An 18,899-nucleotide genomic window follows, 5' to 3' on the forward strand; every position below is an offset into this window, starting at 1 on the left:
CGATTCGTGAGACACATGTCGCTCCCGGCGCGGGGGCGACATGTTCCATTTCTCCAACTTCTTCTCGATCCTGCCGACCCAGATCGCCGCCGTGGCCATGCTGGCGATCTGCGCCCTGGCCCTGCTGGTCGGCCGGCGCCTGGAGCGCGGGCTGGCCGTGGCCACCGTCGCCGCCTGGTTCCTTTCGGCCGCCGTCCAGCTCCCCGATCGCGCCACGGTGCAGTGGGGGATCTTCACGGTCGACATCGTCTACCTGCTGATCCTGATCGGCCTGTGCGCGTTCGAGCGCCGGGTCTGGATCCTGTTCATGACCGCCTTCCAGCTGCTGGTCGTGCTGACCCACGTGGCCTTCATCATCGACCTGACCCTGATGCAGTGGAGCTTCTTCTCCGCCTACTACCTGTGGAGCGACGCCGAACTGGCGGCCTTCGCGGTCGGCGTGGCCCAGGCGGGGTGGGAGCGGTGGCGCACGCAGCGGCGAGGCGGCTAGGGCGCTGGTGCGGGCGGCCGGGGTCGAACCGGCAAGGCCTTGCGGCCGGCGGATTTTAAGTCCGCTGCGTCTACCAGTTTCGCCACGCCCGCGCTGGTCCTGCCCGTATAGGATGGGGGAAGGGCCTCGCCAAGGGTGGGCGCGAGACCGGCGCCCGCCTTCGCGGCGCCGCGGTGGAAACTGGACCGTCGCGGCTCGACGCACGGCCAAGGCGTGATAGCGTCGCCGGTCTCGATCGCCCAAGGACGGGGCGAGGACTGGGGATAGTGATCATGCAGCGTGAACGGGCCGCTCTGGCCTTCCTGGCGGCGGCCTGCGCCGCGTCCCTGACCGCGGTCGCGGCCCATGCCGCCGAGGTCGAGGTGGTGCGCGCCGCGCGCCTGCTGGACGTGGCCGCCGGCAAGTATGTCGACAGGCCGCAGGTGGTGATCACCGACGGGCGGATCTCGGCCGTGGGCAAGGCGGGCGACGCGGTTCCGGCCGGGGCGACGGTGGTCGACCTGCCGGACGCGACCCTGCTGCCGGGCCTGATCGACATGCACGTGCACTTGGACAGCGTCGCCGAGATCGGCGGCTACAACGGTCTGCAGTACAGCGACGCCTTCTGGAGCGTGGTGCAGACCGCCAACGCCAAGCGCACGCTGGAGGCCGGCTTCACCACCGTGCGCAACGTGGGCTCGGAGAATTTCGACGACGTGGGCCTGCGCGAGGCGATCGACGGGGGTTACGTGCCCGGCCCGCGCATCGTCACCGCCACCTACGCCATCGGCGCGACGGGCGGCCACTGCGACCAGACCTTCTTCCCGCCGTCCATGGACCAGAAGAGCCCCTACAACGTCGACAGCCCCGACGAGGGGCGCAAGGTGGTGCGCACGCTGAAGAAGTACGGCGCCCAGGTGATCAAGATCTGCGCGACCGGCGGGGTGTTCTCGCACGGCGATGAGCCGGGCCAGCAGCAGCTGACCTTGGCCGAGATGCAGGCGATCGTCGACGAGGCCCACATGGCCGGGCTGAAGGTCGCCGCCCACGCCCACGGCGCGGCGGGCATCAAGGACGCCATCCGCGCCGGCGTCGACACCATCGAGCACGCCAGCCTGGTCGACGACGAGGGGATCAAGCTGGCGGTCCAGAAGGGCGCCTACTTCTCGATGGACATCTACAACACCGACTACACCCAGGCCGAGGGCGCCCGGAACGGCGTGCTGGAGGACAATCTGCGCAAGGATCGCGATATCGGCGAGGTGCAGCGCGAGAACTTCCGCAAGGCCCTGAAGGCCGGGGTGAAGATGATCTACGGCACCGACGCCGGGGTCTATCCGCACGGCGGCAACGGCAAGCAGTTCGCGGTGATGGTCCGCTATGGCGCGACCCCGCTGCAGGCGATCCAGGCCGCGACGATCACCGCGTCCCAGGCCCTGGGCCGCGAGAAGGACGTCGGCCAGGTGGCCGTGGGCCGCTACGGCGACCTGATCGGGGTGTTCGGCGATCCGCTGGAGGACATCACGACCCTGGAGGAGCCGGTGTTCGTGATGAAGGGCGGGGCGGTGGTCGTGCGGCCCTAGAGCGCTTGCCGGCCTGATCTCATCAGGCCGCACTCTAGATCTTTATTCCAACGCATTTTCTTCACGCGAACCGGTGTCCACTTCGCTCGAAAATGCTCTGGATTGCCGCGCTGCTACAGAATGTCGCGGGGGTGGCGGCGCGGAGCTTAACGTCAAGGTATCGCGCGGATGCTAGGCCGGTGTCCTGTCGTTGCTGGAGCCGCTCCGGATCATGAGCCTGACCTCCGCCCACCGCGCCTTTCGCCGGACCATGACGCTGATCGCCGGCGGCAATTCCCTGAGCACGGCGCTGCTGGCGATCGTCCAGGCGGTGGAGGCCGAGGATCCGAGCACCGTCTGCAGCATCCTGCTGCTCGACGCCGAGGGCGAGCGCCTGCTGCTCGGCGCGGCTCCGAACCTTCCCGATTTCTACAACCAGGCCATCCATGGCGTCCGAATCGGCCCGTCCACGGGGTCGTGCGGCACGGCGGCCTTCACCGGCCGCCGGGTGATTGTCGAGGACATCCAGACCGACCCCCTGTGGCGGGACTACAAGGCGCTGGCCGCCGAGGCCGGGGTCGCCGCCTGCTGGTCCGAACCGATCCGCAGCGCCGGCGGCGCGGTGGTCGGCACCTTCGCCCTCTATCACCGCCAGCCCACCACCCCCAGCGATGAGGACGTGGCCTTCATCGAGGCGGCGGCGGAGCTGGCGGCGATCGCCATCGATCGGCAGAGGGCCGAGGACACCCTGATCGCCAGCGAGGCGCGCGCCCTGCACGCCGCCCAGAGCGCCCTGGAGACGGCCAGCAACCTCTCCACCTTCTTCGAGGTGTCGCTGGACATGCTCTGCATCCGCGACCTGCAGGGGCGGTTCGTCAAGCTGAACCGGGCCTGGGAGACGGTGCTGGGCTATTCGATCGACGAGCTGGTGGGCGCGCCATTGCTGCCGCTGCTGCATCCCGACGACGTCGCCGCCACCAAGGCGCACATGAACCAGGCCAACACCTCGGGCGAGGTGACCGGCTTCGTGAACCGCTACCGCCGCCGCGACGGCGAGTACCGCCAGCTGGAATGGCGCGCGCGGCGGTCGGGCGACCTGATCTTCGGCGTCGCCCGCGACGTCACCGAGCGGCTGCGCGACGAGGCCGACATGGCCGCGGCCCGTCGCGCGGCCGAGGCCGCCAACCAGGCCAAGAGCGACTTCCTGGCCAATATGAGCCACGAGATCCGCACGCCGCTGAACGGCGTCATCGGCATCGCCGCGACCCTGGGCGACACGCCGCTGACGCCGGCCCAGCGCGAGATGGTCGACCTGATCCGCTGCTCCGGCGCGACCCTGGAGCGCCTGGTGTCCGACATCCTCGACGTCTCCAAGATCGAGGCGGGCCAGATGACGATCGAGACCGGCGTGTTCGACCTCGACGCCGCCATCGACGGTCCGCTGGACGTGACCCGGCTGCGCGCCGGGGACAAGGGCCTGGCCTTCCGGGTCGAGCGTAGCGAAGGCGCCTGCGGAACTTTCCTGGGCGACAGCGTCCGCATCGGCCAGGTGCTGGGAAACCTCTTGTCCAACGCCCTGAAGTTCACCGACCACGGCGGGATCGTCGCCCGGATCGATGTCGAAACGGCGAAGGACCAACTGGGCGTGCGCCTGGTGCTGGAGGTCGAGGACACCGGCGTCGGCTTCGACGCGGAGCAGGCCGAGATGATCTTCCAGCGTTTCAGCCAGGCCGACTCGACGATCACCCGCCGCTTCGGCGGCACGGGCCTGGGCCTGTCGATCAGCAAGACCCTGGTCGAGATGATGGGCGGCGAGATCTCGGCCCGGTCGCGGCCGGGAAGCGGCAGCCTGTTCCGGGTCGTCCTGCCGCTGGAGCGGGCGGACGGCCTTGGCGCCGTGGTCGCCGGCGAGGCCGGGCGCGTCGCGTCGCCGGCCGACCGGCCCGAGGGGCTCCGGGTGCTGCTGGCCGAAGATCACCCCGTCAACCAGAAGGTGGTGCAGCTGATTCTGGAGCCGCACGGCGTCGAGGTCATGGTGGTCGAGAACGGGGCCCTGGCGGTCGAGGCCTTCAAGGCCGGGGCCTATGACCTGGTGCTGATGGACATGCAGATGCCGGTCATGGACGGCGTGGCGGCGACCCGGGCCATCCGGCGGCTGGAACAGCATGGCCAGGCGGGCGCGCCCGTTCCGATCATCATGCTCAGCGCCAACGCGATGGTCCACCACCGCCACGACGCCCTGCTGGCCGGCGCCGACCTGTACCTGGCCAAGCCGGTCACCGCGGCCGACCTGATCGGCGGAATCGACCAGGCGCTGGACGGGCGCGCGCGCCGCGCGGGCTGAAAGAGGGCGGCCCGGCTTCACCTTTGGCCCGGCAGCGCCTAAATCGTGCGGCTCGCGGCGTTCGCGCCGACCGACCCCCGTTCAAGGCCGCGCCCGTGATCACCTTCGAAGACGTCTCCAAGACCTATGCGGGACCTGGAAAGCAGGGGGGCGACCGCGCCGCCCTGGCCGGCGTCAGCCTGTCGGTCGCGCCCGGCGAGGTGTTCGGGGTGATCGGGGCCTCGGGGGCGGGCAAGTCCACCCTGATCCGGCTGATCAACGGCCTGGAGAAGCCGTCGGGCGGCAAGGTCGTGGTCGACGGCGACGACGTCGCGGCCCTGGGCGTCGAGGGGCTGCGGTCCCTGCGCCGCCGGGTCGGCATGATCTTCCAGCACTTCAACCTGCTGTCGTCCAAGACCGTGGCCGGCAATGTCGCCTTCCCGCTGAAGCTGGCCGGCCGTTCGGACGCCGAGGTCAAGGCGCGTACCGCCGAGCTGCTGGAGCGGGTGGGGCTGACCGATTTCGCCAACAAGTATCCAGCCCAGCTGTCGGGCGGCCAGAAGCAGCGGGTCGGGATCGCCCGCGCCCTGGCCACCGGCCCCAAGGTGCTGCTGTGCGACGAGGCGACCAGCGCGCTGGATCCGGAGACCACCGAACAGATCCTGGAGCTGGTCTCCAATCTCAATCGCGAGCTGGGCCTGACCATCGTGCTGATCACCCACGAGATGGACGTGGTCCGCCGCGTCTGCGACCGGGTGGCGGTGCTGGAGGGCGGCAAGGTGGTCGAGACCGGCCCGGTCGAGCAGGTGTTCCTGCACCCGGCCAGCGCCACGGCCCGGCGGTTCGTGACGGAGGCCGATGGCGTTCCCGGCGAGGCCGGCGCCGCGGTCGACGGCCGCGTGGTGCGCCTGACCTTCCGCGGCGAGGCGACCTACAGGCCGATCCTGGGGGCGGTGGCCCGCGAGACCGGCGTCGACTATTCGATCCTGGGCGGCCGCATCCACCGCCTGCGCGAGACGCCGTACGGCCAGCTGACCCTGTCCCTGACCGGCGGCGACGTCGAGGCGGCGATCAGGCGCTTCCAGGCCGACGGGGTCCGGGTGGATCTGGTCGCGGAGGCGGGGCGATGAGCGCTTTCATGGAGAACATCGACTGGTCGGAGATCGGCCAGGCGACGCTCGACACCCTGTCGATGCTGGGCGGCTCGATGGTGCTGACTGTGCTGCTGGGCCTGCCGCTGGGCGTGATCCTGTTCCTGACCGGACCTAGCCAGATGCTGCACAACCGGATCGCCAACGGCGTGCTGTCGCTGGTGATCAACATCCTGCGCTCAGTGCCGTTCGTGATCCTGCTGATCGTGATGATCCCGCTGACCGTGGCCCTGGTCGGCACCTCGCTGGGCGTGGCCGGGGCGATCCCGCCGCTGGTGGCCGGCGCCGCGCCGTTCTTCGCCCGGCTGGTGGAGACGGCCCTGCGCGAGGTCGACAAGGGCGTGATCGAGGCCAGCTTCGCCATGGGGGCCAGGCGCCGGCAGGTGGTGCTGGGCGCGCTGCTGCCCGAAGCCATGCCCGGCCTGATCGCCGCGGCGACCGTGACGGCCATCGCCCTGGTGTCCTACACCGCCATGGCCGGCGTGGTCGGGGCGGGCGGCCTGGGGGATCTGGCCATCCGCTTCGGCTACCAGCGCTTCCAGACCGACGTGATGGTGGTGACCGTGGTGCTGCTGCTGGTGCTGGTCCAGGCGCTGCAGATGGTGGGGGACGCGGTGGTGCGGAAGGTTTCGCACCGGTAGGCGACTTGAGTCCTTCGAGGCTCCGCTTCGCTACGCACCTCAGGATGAGGAACTCGGCAATAGCGGTCCTCATCCTGAGGTGCGCGCTCCTGAGCGCGCCTCGAAGGACGCACGACGTTCCCAAGACGTCCCGCGACGACTAGAACCCCGCGAATGACCGACGACGACATCCCCATCCTGTCCGCTCCGCCGCCCGAGCACTGGGACGAAAGCTTCGCCCAGGGTCTGGTCGGCAAGATCATGCTGGTGAACCTGACCTTCCTGGACGCCGAGGGCGAGCTGGAGGGGCGCGAGGCCTTTTACGGCGTGGTGATCACCGCCGACGCCGAGGAGGGGATCCTGCTCGACCTGCTGGGCCCGCAGGACGGCGACACCACCACCCTGCCGCCCCAGACCTCGAACATCGTCGCGGCCGCGCCGGGGCTCTATCCATTGACAGACGGCGAGACGGTCGAGAACCCGGACTTCCTATCCAGCTGGACTATCGCCGGGCCGGAAGAGCCGGCGAACGATCCGGAATAGACAAACCGCTCATCCCGGCGTTTGGTCAGCCCTGATCGAACGGAAACGGCAGCCGCCCCGCCTTGAACAGGATCTGCGGGTTCTCGTCGTAGTCGCCCAGCTCGACGTCGGCCGAGGCGGCGAAGGCGACGACGCCTTCGCGCAGCGGGGCCAGGCGCTCGGCCTTGCGGCGGGCTTCCTCGGCGTCCTTGCAGCCGACCTGCTGCTCGGCCTTCAGGCCCTTGCCGCGGCCGGCCTTGTAGGCTTGGACGATGTAGACGGTTTCTCGGGCCATCCCTACCCAGGCGACCTGTTCGGCTCCTGGGTCAAGACGCGAGGCCGAAATGATCCAAGACTCTGCGCGCCGGTTCAGGAAAACTGATTTCCCGATCCGCCGGGAAGCGGGCAATACCCTACCCATCCAGTCGCCTTAACGGAGCCGTTCATGGTCGCCCGCCGCGCCCTTCTCGTCAGCCTCGCCGTCCTGTCCCTCGCGGCCTGCGGCAAGAAGCCCGCCGCCAGCGGCGCCGGCGACACCCTGACCGTGGCCGCCACGGCCGTGCCCCACGCCGAGGTGTTGGAGTTCATCAAGCCGAAGCTGGCGGCCGAGGGGCTGAAGATCGACATCAAGGTCTTCAACGACTACGTCCAGCCCAACATCCAGGTGGCCGAGAAGCGCCTGGACGTGAACTACTTCCAGACCCTGCCGTATCTGGAGACTTTCAACGCCGACAAGGGCACGACCCTGATCCCGGTGATCGGCGTGCACATCGAGCCGCTGGGCGCCTATTCGCGCAAGGTCAAGGCAATCGGCGAACTGCCCGACGGCGCCGTCGTGGCCATTCCCAACGAGGGCAGCAACGAGGGCCGGGCCCTGCTGCTGCTGGCGCGCAACGGGGTGATCACCCTGGCCGACCCCAACAAGGCGTTGTCGACCCTGAAGGACATCACCGCCAACCCGAAGAACCTGAAGTTCAAGGAGCTGGAAGGCGCGACCCTGCCGCGCGTGCTCGACCAGGTCGACCTGGCGGTGATCAACACCAACTACGCCCTGGACGCCAAGCTGGACCCGTCCAAGGACGCCCTGCTGATCGAGGACAAGAGCAGTCCCTATGTGAATTACCTAGTCGCCCGCCCGGACAACAAGGACGATCCGCGCGTCCAGAAGCTGGCCGAGGCCCTGACCTCGCCCGAGGTGAAGGCGTTCATGGAGCAGAAGTACCACGGCGCGGTGGTGCCGGCGTTCTAGGGCGCCTATTCGGTCGGCTGAAGCGCGCTGGTCAGCGGGTCCACCCGCAGCAGCACGGGGCGGTCCAGGCCGCTGTGGGGATCAATCACCGACATCACAAGCGGCGTGGCCCTCATCACGGCCACCGAGGCGCCTTGGGGCGTAAAGACCTCCTGCTCGGGATAGCGCGCCACGAGCATGGCGTTGAGCCGGCGAACCTCGCCGGGGTCGGTGACCTCAACGGCCTTGGCCGCCAGGGACAAGCCGCGAAGATCGGGGCCGTCGCCGTTGTGCCGCCCGATCGCGATCGAGATCCGGGGATCCCGCTGCATGTTGGCGAGCTTCTGTCCGTCGCGGGCGATGGCGAAATACAGCGTCAGGCCGTCATGCATGTAGCCGACCAGGGTCGCCTGCGGCCAGCCGTCCGGGCGCAGGGTGGCCACGGCCATGACCCGGTTTTCCGAGAGGATCCGCAGCGCGGTCTCCCTGAGGGCATCGGCGTCGATGTCTGTCGACGGCATGGCGCGTCTCCTGCTCGCTCGCCGACAGCGTCCCTGTACGGGGCCGCAGAGATCTTGGCGAAGACGGAGCGCGCCAGGATAACACGAACGCCGGCCTCCCGTTGGCTCTTGCTGAATCGCGTCCTGGCCTAATCTGACATTTCACATTACATATCAGGGCTCGATAATCTTCGGAGCTCCGCCTTGCGACAATTGATGGCCCCCGACGACGCCCTGGCCGCGGGTGGCCGCGAGCGGATGCTGGTGCTGGACGTCTGCTCGTCCTCGGGCCTGGAGGACTGGTCGCCCGACCTGCAGAAGGCCAAGGTCTACGAGCGCATCCTGCTGGACCTGATCCTGGGACGCCTGGCGCCGGGCGCGCGGCTGGATGAGCAGTCGCTGGCGGCGCGCTACGACGCCGGGCTGGCCGGGGTGCGCGACGCCCTGGGGCGGCTGGCCCTGGAGGGCCTGGTGATCCGCAGGGCCCGTTCGGGCACCACCGTCGCCCCGCTGGACCTGGTCGAACTGCGCCAGGGCTACGAGGCCCGGGCCCTGATCGAGCCGCACTGCGCGGGCCTGGCCGCCAAGCACGCCAGCAAAGCCGAGGCCGACGCCATCCGCGCGGCCTTCGACGGCGGCGAGCAGGCGGCCCGCGACCGCGACCTGCCGGCCCTGGTGGCCATGGACCAGCGCTTCCACGCCGCCGTGGCCCGGGCCGGCGGCAACATGGCCCTGGCCCGCATCCTGATCCCCTTGCAGCACAAGGCCGCCCGCTACTGGGTGTTCTCGTTCGGCGCGGCCACTGAGGCCGAGCTGATCGCCGACGTCGAGCAGCACCGCGCCGTGGCCGACGTGATCGCCCGCGGCGACGTCGAAGGCGCCAGGCTGGCCATGATGCGCGTGCTCAACATCATGCCCGAGGCCACCCGACCGATGGTCGAGGGGTAGGGCGGAGACGCCCCCTCCGTCCGCTTCGCGGCCCCTCCCCCGTTTCAGGGGGGGGAGAAGGACGGCGCCGCATCCTCCTCACCCGCGATGCGGGGGAGGTGGCGCGCCGTGAATACGCGGCGTGACGGTGGGGGCGTCTTCAGCGCAGCTAATATCCGCTGCAATATAATTCTCTCTGAAATGTTACATAACGTTTTGACGAACGTTGCGTAACATTCCATTGGCTAGCTTCGCCGCCCCTGCCTCGGCGGACCTGGAGCTTTCGTGATGTCTATCCGCGCCTGCCTGCTCGCCTCCGCCATGGCCGTCGGCGTCTTCGCCTCGGGCCAGGCCTTCGCGCGCGATGGGGCCGAGGACGCGGCGCCCCAGGCCGACGCCGTCGACGCGGTGATCGTCCAGGCGCGCGACAAGGCCGGTCTTTTGGAAAAGCAGCCCAGCGCCACGGTGTTCGGCCTGGAGAAGTCGCTGCTGGAGACCCCGCGCTCGGCCAGCTTCGTCAGCGACACCACCCTGACCCGCTATGGCATCGAGACCATCGACGGGCTGACGGCGGTCTCGCCAGGGACCTACACCGCCAGCTTCTACGGCGTGCCAGGGGCGCTCAACATCCGCGGCACCCTGGCCGAGAACTATTTCCGCGGCTTCAAGCGAGTCGAGAACCGGGGCACCTACTCGACCCCGATCGGCGGCGCGGCCCAGATCGAGATCGTGCGTGGCCCGCCCACTCCGATCTACGGCGCGGGCAAGGTCGGCGGCATGCTGAACTTCATCCCCAAGTCGGCGCGCGACGAAGGGCGGTTCCTGACCGACCCCAAGGGCGAACTGACCGCCACCTTCGGGGCCTACGACAAGAAGAATGTCACCGGCCAGGTCGCCCTGCCGGTCAAGCTGGGCGCGGCCGACGGCGGGATCTACGCCTATGGTGAGCTCGATGACTCCAAGAGCTTCTATCGGGGGCTCCACCCCAAGCGGCAGCTGGCCGAGGTCTCGGCCGACTTTGACCTGAACAACGGCTGGAGCACGGCCTTCGGCGGCATGGCCTATCACTCGACCGGCGACATCCAGACGCCGGGCTGGAACCGCCTGACCCAGGACCTGATCGACCACCGGACCTACGTCACCGGCCGCGACACCACCCTGGTCGACGCCGACGGCAATGGGCGGATCACCCCTGGCGAGGTCGGCTTCTACCCGTTCGGCAGCGCCCTCTACATTCCGTACTTCGGCTCCCCCGCCACCGACGCCAACCATATGCTGGACACTGGGGTGGGGACCACCAAGCTGGACCCGCGCACCGTCTATGTCAGCGCCGCCGATTTCTCCAAGACCTGGACCAACACCCTTTATTTCGACCTGGCCAAGCGGTTCGGCGACGACAGCGTGCTGAAGCTGCAGCTGTTCTACGACGACCAGGAGAACAAGCGCTTCGTCTCGTACGGCTATCCCGCCTGGTTCGACAGCTCGGTCTGGGAGGCGCGGGCCAGCTACGCCTTCAAGCGCGACTTCGGGGCGGTGAGCGCGCAGACCATCGTCGGGGCCGGCTACCGCGACTTCTCCGGCCGCCGCCGCGAGAGCTTCAACAGCGGCATGATCGCCATCGACCGCCGCGACATCTCGGTCGGGGCCCGGCCCAACGACATCATCGACAGTCCGTTCAGCCTCGAATCGGCCGGCGTCCAGGGCCTGGAATGGGAGAACGACAACCGCGGCGCCTGGAGCCAGACCGGCCTGTTTTTCACCAGCGACGTGAAGTTCGGCCAGCGCCTGACCCTGACCCTGGGCGGTCGCTACGACTGGTACGACGTGGCCGCGCACGACACCGGCGCGCTGCCGTTCACCGTCGCCGGCCGCCAGACCGACAGCCGGGGGAAGGGGACCTACAGCGCCAGCCTGACCTATCAGGCCCCGATCGGATTCATGCCCTATGTCAGCTACGCCAAGGCCTCGGCCCTGGAGGTCAGCCAGGCCGGCGAGATCGCCCCGGGCCTGGTCGCCGACGGCTCGTGGCTGTCGGACAGTGATCTGGCCGAGGCCGGGGTGAAGTTCCAGCTGCTGCGCGGAACCCTGGTCGGCTCGCTGGCCGCCTACCGCCAGAACCGCACCCAGCTGTCGGGCCTGACACCGGTGGTGCAGGGCACGCGCGCCAAGGGCGTGGAGCTGGAAGTCCGCTGGCTGGCTTCGGAGCACCTGAGCTTCACCGCCACGGGCAACGCACAGCACACCACGGTCAAGGGGCCGGACCAGTCGTTCCAGTACATCCCGGCCTATGCGGCGGGCGTGCCCGGGACCCAGGCCTATGGCGGCAGCTATGTCGTCTGGACGTTCAGCAGCCTGCCGGGGCGCGGCGGCGACTACGATTACACCCTGATCCCCAAGTCGGTGGTCAGCCTGTACGGCGCCTACACCAGCGACAAGCACGACTGGGGGCAGGCCGGCGTGACCCTGGGCGTCACCCACGTGACCAAGGCCTCGGGCACGGTGCAGAACGCGGTGACCTATCCCGCCTACGCCGTGGTCAACGCCTCGGCCTATGTGACGCGCGGGCCCTACACCGCCGAGCTCAACATCGATAATCTGTTCGACAAGCTCTATTTCACCCCGGACGCCGACACCTACGCCAATCTCGGGGCCTTGCCCGGCAGGGGACGGGAATGGCGCGTGACCCTGAAGCGGAGCTTTTGACGATACAGCGGGACCCCCTCCGTCCGCTTCGCGGCCACCTCCCCCGTTTCACGGGGGAGGAGATGATATTTTCTCCTCACCCGCATCGCGGGGGAGGTGGCGCGATGCGAATACGCATCGTGACGGAGGGGGCGTCTCTCGCGCCTCGAATGGAAAGCACGGCATGCCAAAATCTGAAATCTCAGCGCCCTTTTCCTTCCGCCCCTGGCTGTTGGTCGCCGTCTTCAGCCTGCTGCTGTTCCTGATCACGGCCGCCACCTATTCGTCGCTGGGGGTGGTGATCCCGGCCATGGTTCCGGAGCTGGGCTGGAGCTGGGAGCACGCCTTCCTGGGGTTCACGATCCTGGGGGTGTTCACCGGCCTGTCGTCCTGGCTGCCGGCCCTGCTGATCCGGCGGATGGGCGTGCGCGGGGCGATCCTGGTCGGGGTGGCGGTGATGGCCGGCGGCCTGTTCTGCCTGTCGCGGGTCCACGCCCTGCCGATCTATTTCCTGGGCACGGCCCTGTGCGGGATCGGTTTCCAGATGGCCGCCCTGATCCCCGGCACCCACGTGCTGTCGGCGATCTTCAAGGAGCGGGCCCTGCCGTTCGGGATCTATTTCACCTTCGGCGCCCTGGGCGGGGTGGCGGGGCCGTGGATGGTGGTCGGCGCGCTTTCGGCGACCCACGACGACTGGCGGCTGTACTGGGCCCTGCAGGCGGCGGTCGTGGGTCTGGTCGGCCTAGTCTGCGCCGTCGCCGTGGGCGGGCCGCGCTGGCTGGAACAGGCCGGCGCCGCCCTGGACCTGGAGCTGGACGCCGAGGCCAAGGCCGGCAAGACGCCTGGCCACGTCTACCATACCGACCACGAATGGAGCGTCCGCGACGCGGTGCGCACGCCGCAGTTCTACGTGCTGCTGGCTGCCTATTTCAGCCACCTACTGGCGGGAATCAGCGCCGCCAGCCTGACCCAGGCCCACCTGACCCAGCTGGGCGTCGCCGGGGCCGTGGCGGCCGGCATGCTCAGCCTGGAAGGCGGCATGCAGGTGGTCGCGCGCCTGGGCGGCGGCGCGATTGGCGACCGCGTCGATCCCCGCTGGCTGCTGGTCTTCGCCCAAGGGCTGCTGGTAGTCGGACTGCTGGCCCTGTCGCGCGCGACCACGCCGCTGCTGCTGACGCTCTACGCCGTCGGGGTGGGGATCGGCTTCGGCCTGACCGTACTGGCCGTCAGCCTGCTGCTGCTGAACTATTTCGGCCGGCGCAACAATGTCGAGCTGTTCTCCCTGACCTGCCTGGTCGGGGCGGTGTCGGCGGCGGGGCCGGTCATCGGCGGCGCCATCCGCGACCGCGTCGGCTCGTTCAGCCCGGCCTTCCAGCTGTTCGCGGCGCTGACGGCGGTGGTGTTCCTGGCGGCGCTGTTCATGCGACCGCCGCGACAGAAGCCGGCCGTCTAGATAGCGCCCAAAGAAAAAGCCGCCCTGACCAAGGTCGGGGCGGCTTCATCAGGCGTTCGTGAGAAGCTTAGAACGCGACCTTCAGCGAGGCGGTGACCGTCGCGTGATAGATCTCGCCGTAGTTGCTCTTGTTGGTGTCCGAGTAACGGATGTCGGCGCTGACGTGGTCGTTGATCGCGGCGGTGACGCCGGCGTTCCAGGTCACGTAGCTGTCGGTCGCGCCGCCGTAATAGGTCGAGGCGTCGACTTCCTGACGGCCGACGGCGCCGCTCAGGGTCAGCTTCTCGCCGATCGGGGCCGAGCCGTTCAGTTCGTAGTACAGCGCTTCGCCGCCGTCGCCCGGGAACTCGGGCGAGTAGTAGAGGGCGGCGCCGACGGTGGCCGGACCCACGGCGGTCGAGGCCGCAGCCTTGACTTCAGTGTAGCTGAACGCGCCCGGAGCGCCGTTCTTATCCTTGGTGTAGCCGTAATAGATCACGCCCAGGTCGAGGTTGACCGGGCCGACGGTCGGCTTCACGCCGGCGTAGACGTCGATTTCCTGGTCGGGGTTCGGGGTGCCGAAATCGACGTTCGACGTCCAGACGCCCGCATAGCCGATGCCGTAGGTGGCGTCGACACCGCCGAAGACCTGGCCCTTGGTGTTGGTGTTGCTGATGCCGCGGAAGATGTAGTCGCTGGCCACGCCGACGTTGTACGAGAGCTTCAGCTCTTCAGCCATCGCGGCGCCGCCCATGGCGACCGAAGCAGCGGCGGCGACCAGCGCCAGTTTCAGAAACTTCATGTGTTCTATCCCCTTTATTTCTGTTTTGCCGGCGGAGGGACTTGGAGCCTTCGCCGGTCAGCGACGCCTGCAAGCGCGTTGAGCACGGCGGCAGTAGTTGTCGACCAGGCCTTAGTTGCAATCTTGCTGGTCAAATCGCCAGCAGAAAGCACTCCGCCGGCGCAAAGTTTGGGCGGAGTGTGACGATTTTGCTTCAGAAGTGGCGTGGGGCGCCACAGTGTCAACGGAAAGATTGTTTCGGCTTTACCTGCGGCTTTAGCGCATCGCCAGACTCGCTCCGCCCAGGTGCAGGCCGGCGTCGACCAGCAGGGTTTCGCCGGTGACGTGCCGCGAGGCGGGCGAGGCCAGGAACACGGCGGAGCCGGCGATGTCCTCGGCGGTCGAGGCGACCTTCAGCGGCGCGGCGGCGATCGAGCGCTCCCGCAACCTGTCAATGCGCTCCTCGTCCATCACCTTGCCGAACCACGGGGTGTCGATGAAGCCGGGGCAGACGGCGTTGACCCGGATGCGCGGCGCCAGGGCCCTGGCCAGGGACAGGGTCATGGTGGTCAGGGCCCCCTTCGAGGCGGCGTAGGGCACCGACGAGCCGTTGCCGACCACGCCGGCGATCGAGGCGGTGTTGACCACCGCGCCCGGCTGCGGCGCGGCCTCCAGCAGGCTGCGGGCCGCGCGGACCATCTGGAAGGCGCCGACCACGTTGACCGCGTAGAGCCGCAGGAAGTCCTCGGCGTCGACCGCGTCGAGATCGGCGTGGTTCGGCGCGAACTTGGTGATCCCGGCGTTGTTGAACAGGGCGTCGATGCGCCCCGTGCCCGCCGCCGCCTGGACGATCCGGCGGCAGTCGGCGTCCTGGGCCACGTCGCCCTGAACCAGGACGGCCTTCGAGCCCTCGGCCTCGACCAGGCGGGCGGTCTCCTCGGCGTCCTGGGCGCTGCGGGCGAAGTTGACGACCACCAGGCCGGCGCCGCGCCGCGCGGTCTCCACCGCCATGGCCCGGCCCAGCCCCGTGGAGGCGCCGGTGACCACCACTGTGAAGCCGTCGAAGTCGCGTCCGCCCATCGTTCTTTCCCGTCCAACATCTGTTTGATGCGACGATAGCGACGCCGCGCGCGCTTGTCTCGCCGGGGCGCGGGGCCTAGATGACCGCCCATGACCGAACTTCATGTGACCCAGCTGGGCCAGGTGGTCGAGCCCGCCGCCAGCCCCGACCAGGCCGTCCTCGAGCGCGTGCCCAACCCGCAGAGCGACGTGACCTACCTGGCCCGCTTCGTGGCGCCGGAATTCACCTCGCTGTGCCCGGTGACCGGCCAGCCCGACTTCGCGCACCTGGTGATCGACTACGCGCCGGGCGACTGGCTGATCGAAAGCAAGTCGCTGAAGCTCTACCTGACCAGCTTCCGCAACCACGGCTCGTTCCACGAGGACTGCACGGTCAAGATCGGCCGCAAGATCGTCGAGATCGCCGCCCCGCGCTGGTTGCGGATCGGCGGCTACTGGTATCCGCGCGGCGGCATTCCGATCGACGTGTTCTGGCAGACCGGCCCGGCGCCAGAGGGCCTGTGGGTCCCCGACCAGGGCGTGGCGCCCTATCGCGGCCGGGGCTGACCGGCTTTCGGGACAGTGAAAAGCAAGGGGCGCGTCCGGCTGGACGCGCCCCTTTTTCTTTGGATGTTCAGCGCGGCTGTTGCGCCGGCGGCGGGGTCGGAACCGCCGGCGGGCGCTGGCCAGGCGGCTGCACCGGACGCTGCGGGCCGATCAGCTTGCGGAAGCTGATCCGCACCGTCCGGCCGATCGGGTCGCGAAAATCCGGCTGGTAGGCCTGGGGCGTCGAACCGAGGCGATCGTGCACGTCCTGGCGGGTGTCGAACAGGTTCTGGGCCTGCAGCTGCACCCGCGAACCGCGCAGCCACGGGTGGGCCCGCAGCAGGTCCGGGCGCGCCGACAGGTCGGCGAACAGGTTCAGGCTGAACGTCGACTGGTCGCTGAAGAACAGGTCCTGCTGGGCGGTCGCGCCGTTCAGGCGATAGCCGCTGCGCCAGCTGCCGTTCAGGAACGCGCCCATGCCGCTCTTGAAGACGCCGACCTGCAGCTGGACCTCGTGCTCGGGCCCCGCGCCCGAGCCGCCGTCCAGGCGGTCGATAACCGGCAGGCCGTCGCGGATGGTGACCTCGTCCTTCAGTTTCCAGGTGTGATAGAGCGAGACCTGGAACTGGCCCTGGCCGGGGCGCGGGCCGCGGAAGCCGCCGCCGCCGCGGAAACCGCCGCCGGGGCCGCCGGGGCCCGGGCCGCCCTCAGGTCCGCGACCGCCGCCGGGGCCCCGGGGACCGCCGCCCGGAGGCGGCCCACCGCCGAACGGGAAGCCCGGCAGGTCGGTGCGCGGCTTGCCGAACGGGCGCGACAGGTTGAAGCCCCAGCGGATCTGTTCCTGCTCGGACTTGGCGTAGTTCACCGGCCGCGAGTCGACCGAGATCAGCCGGCCGCCGGCGTCGCGGACGATCCGATCGGGAAAGGCCCGCTCGATGTCGGCGGTGACGGCCGGGAAGCTGTTGATCGAATCGTCGATCCGGGTGGCCGTGTAGTTGGCGCTGATCTGCAGGTTGGTCTTGGCGTCCTTGGGCAAGGGCCTGATGTTGACGGCCAGCTTGACCACCTGGCGGCTGTCCGACACCAGGTCCGGGTTGCCGCCCTCGATCCGCGTGGCCAGCACCGACTGGCCGGTTTTGAAGTCGTAGATCGAGACGTTCGGGGTCGACAGGATCGGGTCGTTCAACTGCGACGGGGTCGGGGCGCCGTCCTCGCTGGTGTAGCTGACCAGGAAGCTGACCGGATCGACCGGCGACCAGTCGGCGCCGGCGCCCAGGGTGGCCAGGCCGCCGAAGTCGGACAGCTGCTCGTACTCGCCGTTGAAATTGACCGACAGGTCGCCGAGCGCCGGCAGCACGCCCTTGGCGCGGTCGGCGATCGGCACGTTGATGCTGGCCTGCAGGTTGCCGCTGGTGCGCGAGATGCCGCGGTCGGTCACCACGCCCCGGCGGGTGCTGCGGGAGTCCTGGCTCAGGGTGTCGGCGCCGACCTTGAAGGTGGTCGACACGCCGCCGGCCGGGCCCCGCAGCAGGTCGCCGACGAACACCACCTCGGCGTTGGCGGTGTTCGAGGTCGACTTGGCGGTGTCGGGCGAGACCCGGGCCAGCAGGTTCGAGGGGATGGCGCCGAACGGATTGAGCGTCGGGTCCCCGGCGGCGACGCCGGCGGCGAAGGCCGCCGCGTCCAGCCCGCGGCCCGTGGTGGTGTCGCTGGTCGAATAGACGTAGCCGCCGGTGGCGCTCCAGCGCCAGTCCCGGATCCGTCCGTTGGCCGCCGCCGACACGGTCGCCTTCTGGGTGTCGGTCTTGCGGGCCATCGCGACGTAGTCGTCGGCGTAGCGGTACAGCTGGACGTCCTGGCTGAACGGCGAGAACGGATTGGTCTCGGGCACCTCCAGGCGGACGCCGGGCAGGCCGAGATAGGCGTAGGAGGTGGAATCCTCGAACGATCCGCTGAGCGTGGCCAGCGAGGCCTTGCCCACCGGCCGGGTCAGGGCCCCGGTCAGCGAGGTCGAGGTTCCCCGAGGCGCCAGGCTGCGCCAGGCGGTCAGGTCGTCGGTGGCCGCCGTACCCGCGCCGGTCGCGAAGTCGGCCAGGGTCGCCGGGCCGCCCAGCGCCGCCGTCGGCACGGGCGTGACGGTGACCGGAGCGCCGACCAGGGCGGTCAGGTTCGGATCGATCGGCTGGAAGTAAATTCCATTGGCGATGTCGGGCGGCTGGCGGTTGAGGCCGGTGACGTTGCCGGTCAGGTCGTAGGGCTGGCCCGACGGCGTGCGCACGATGTCGCGATCGTTCTCGAACAGGGCCGTGTCGTGCGAGACCTTGCCGTTGAACAGCCAGCGATTGTCGCCCTGGACGCGGAAGAAGGTGCTCTGCAGGTCGGTGGACGTGCGGTCGCCGGCGGTCGGGACCTTGACCCCCGCCTCGGTGGTCAGGGCGCGAAAGCGGCGGCGCAGGACGATGTTCACCACCCGCTGGTCGGCGCGGTAGCCGTAGGTCAGCGACACTTCCTCGGGCAGGATCTCGAAGCGCTCGATGGCTTCGGGCGGAATGTCGCGGATTTCCTGGAAGCCCGAGATGCGGCGGCCGTTGATCAGCATCACCGGTTGGCCGTCGCCGCGGCTCTGGCTGGTGCGCAGCTGCGGCTCCAGGAACGCCAGGAGCTCCGAGATGCTGCCGGCCCCATAGGCGCGGATCTGGGCGGGGTTGAGCGTCAGATCGGGCTTGATGTCGCCCTCGACCGAGCCGCGCGGCTTGCCGGCCACGACCTCGACCGCCTCGACCTCGGCGGCGTACGGATCGGCCCCGGCCGGCCCGGCCTGCTGCGGCGCCCGCTGGACCCGCGCCGCCGTTTCTTGCTGGGCGGGCGCGGCTTCAGGCGCGCCGTCCAGGGCGGTGGTCATGCCAAGGATCAGGAGAGAGAGCGTCATAAACCCCGTCGGCCGTAAAGTTCGGGTCGGCGTGCAGGTACGCAGACATCGTCCAGCTTGGCCTTAGGCAATGCAAGGCCTAGCAACAAGTTACGGATGCTTAAGGTCGATTTGATGCAGGACTGTTACATAAGATGTCGCGGCTGATGCATGACAAAGCCTGCGCCC

General features: G+C 69.2%; 16 protein-coding genes, 1 tRNA gene and 1 pseudogene. 11 read left to right on the forward strand and 7 right to left on the reverse strand.

The features are described 5' to 3' along the window. Positions 1-40 precede the first annotated feature (40 nt). The gene (locus BM066_RS04475; protein ID WP_089924560.1) at positions 41-490 is read left to right on the forward strand and encodes a hypothetical protein; all 450 of its coding nucleotides are present in this window, start codon (positions 41-43) and stop codon (positions 488-490) included. Positions 491-495: 5 nt separating this feature from the next. Here the strand turns inward: BM066_RS04475 and BM066_RS04480 are convergent. Further along, a tRNA-Leu gene (locus BM066_RS04480) sits at positions 496-582 on the reverse strand. 180 nt (positions 583-762) lie between these two features. Between BM066_RS04480 and BM066_RS04485 the strand changes: the two genes are divergently transcribed. From BM066_RS04485 to BM066_RS04505, 5 genes are all read left to right on the forward strand, one after another. Further along, positions 763-2,052, forward strand: a complete 1,290-nt coding sequence (locus tag BM066_RS04485) for a Xaa-Pro dipeptidase (protein ID WP_089924563.1) — start codon at positions 763-765, stop codon at positions 2,050-2,052. Between the two features lie 211 nt (positions 2,053-2,263). Further along, positions 2,264-4,375: an ATP-binding protein gene (locus tag BM066_RS04490; protein ID WP_089924643.1), complete on the forward strand. Its 2,112-nt coding sequence runs from the start codon at positions 2,264-2,266 to the stop codon at positions 4,373-4,375. 95 nt (positions 4,376-4,470) lie between these two features. Beyond that, on the forward strand, positions 4,471-5,484 hold the full coding sequence (locus tag BM066_RS04495) for a methionine ABC transporter ATP-binding protein (RefSeq protein ID WP_089924567.1): 1,014 nt from the start codon (positions 4,471-4,473) through the stop codon (positions 5,482-5,484). After that, on the forward strand, positions 5,481-6,146 hold the full coding sequence (locus tag BM066_RS04500; protein WP_018061041.1) for a methionine ABC transporter permease: 666 nt from the start codon (positions 5,481-5,483) through the stop codon (positions 6,144-6,146). Before BM066_RS04495 ends, BM066_RS04500 begins: the two co-directional genes overlap by 4 nt. A 153-nt stretch (positions 6,147-6,299) precedes the next feature. Beyond that, positions 6,300-6,668 carry a hypothetical protein gene (locus tag BM066_RS04505; RefSeq protein WP_089924570.1) on the forward strand — a complete coding sequence of 123 codons (369 nt, stop codon included), beginning with the start codon at positions 6,300-6,302 and terminating at the stop codon, positions 6,666-6,668. Positions 6,669-6,693: 25 nt separating this feature from the next. Here BM066_RS04505 and BM066_RS04510 read toward each other — a convergent pair whose 3' ends face one another. After that, positions 6,694-6,942 carry a hypothetical protein gene (locus BM066_RS04510; protein WP_019848154.1) on the reverse strand — a complete coding sequence of 83 codons (249 nt, stop codon included), beginning with the start codon at positions 6,940-6,942 and terminating at the stop codon, positions 6,694-6,696. Between the two features lie 150 nt (positions 6,943-7,092). Between BM066_RS04510 and BM066_RS04515 the strand changes: the two genes are divergently transcribed. After that, positions 7,093-7,896 carry a MetQ/NlpA family ABC transporter substrate-binding protein gene (locus BM066_RS04515; protein WP_089924573.1) on the forward strand — a complete coding sequence of 268 codons (804 nt, stop codon included), beginning with the start codon at positions 7,093-7,095 and terminating at the stop codon, positions 7,894-7,896. A 5-nt stretch (positions 7,897-7,901) separates the two neighbouring features. On the opposite strand, the gene BM066_RS04520 is transcribed toward BM066_RS04515, so the two are convergent. Next, on the reverse strand, positions 7,902-8,396 hold the full coding sequence (locus tag BM066_RS04520; RefSeq protein WP_018061069.1) for a pyridoxamine 5'-phosphate oxidase family protein: 495 nt from the start codon (positions 8,394-8,396) through the stop codon (positions 7,902-7,904). A 195-nt stretch (positions 8,397-8,591) separates the two neighbouring features. On the opposite strand from BM066_RS04520, the gene BM066_RS04525 reads away from it, so the two are divergent. Continuing rightward, positions 8,592-9,323, forward strand: coding sequence for a GntR family transcriptional regulator (locus BM066_RS04525; RefSeq protein WP_369823222.1), 732 nt, complete (start codon positions 8,592-8,594; stop codon positions 9,321-9,323). 44 nt (positions 9,324-9,367) lie between these two features. On the opposite strand, the pseudogene BM066_RS26860 reads toward BM066_RS04525, so the two are convergent. After that, a pseudogene (locus BM066_RS26860) lies at positions 9,368-9,466 on the reverse strand (hypothetical protein); the annotation flags it as partial. 124 nt (positions 9,467-9,590) lie between these two features. On the opposite strand from BM066_RS26860, the gene BM066_RS04530 reads away from it, so the two are divergent. Further along, complete coding sequence (locus tag BM066_RS04530; protein ID WP_089924576.1) at positions 9,591-12,005, forward strand: TonB-dependent siderophore receptor; 2,415 nt, start codon at positions 9,591-9,593, stop codon at positions 12,003-12,005. A 163-nt stretch (positions 12,006-12,168) separates the two neighbouring features. Then, the gene (locus BM066_RS04535; RefSeq protein WP_089924578.1) at positions 12,169-13,437 is read left to right on the forward strand and encodes an MFS transporter; all 1,269 of its coding nucleotides are present in this window, start codon (positions 12,169-12,171) and stop codon (positions 13,435-13,437) included. 67 nt (positions 13,438-13,504) lie between these two features. Here BM066_RS04535 and BM066_RS04540 read toward each other — a convergent pair whose 3' ends face one another. Continuing rightward, positions 13,505-14,218: a TorF family putative porin gene (locus BM066_RS04540; protein ID WP_089924581.1), complete on the reverse strand. Its 714-nt coding sequence runs from the start codon at positions 14,216-14,218 to the stop codon at positions 13,505-13,507. Positions 14,219-14,473: 255 nt separating this feature from the next. Next, complete coding sequence (locus BM066_RS04545; RefSeq protein WP_089924584.1) at positions 14,474-15,277, reverse strand: SDR family NAD(P)-dependent oxidoreductase; 804 nt, start codon at positions 15,275-15,277, stop codon at positions 14,474-14,476. 90 nt (positions 15,278-15,367) lie between these two features. Here BM066_RS04545 and queF point away from each other — a divergent pair, with 90 nt between their 5' ends. After that, positions 15,368-15,823, forward strand: coding sequence for a preQ(1) synthase (queF, locus tag BM066_RS04550; RefSeq protein WP_019848146.1), 456 nt, complete (start codon positions 15,368-15,370; stop codon positions 15,821-15,823). 67 nt (positions 15,824-15,890) lie between these two features. On the opposite strand, the gene BM066_RS04555 is transcribed toward queF, so the two are convergent. After that, positions 15,891-18,731, reverse strand: coding sequence for a TonB-dependent receptor (locus BM066_RS04555; protein WP_177218375.1), 2,841 nt, complete (start codon positions 18,729-18,731; stop codon positions 15,891-15,893). Positions 18,732-18,899 lie beyond the last annotated feature (168 nt).

Origin of the sequence: Caulobacter sp. UNC279MFTsu5.1, from assembly GCF_900114015.1 — a bacterium.
In the GTDB taxonomy this organism is placed as follows: Bacteria; Pseudomonadota; Alphaproteobacteria; order Caulobacterales; family Caulobacteraceae; genus Caulobacter.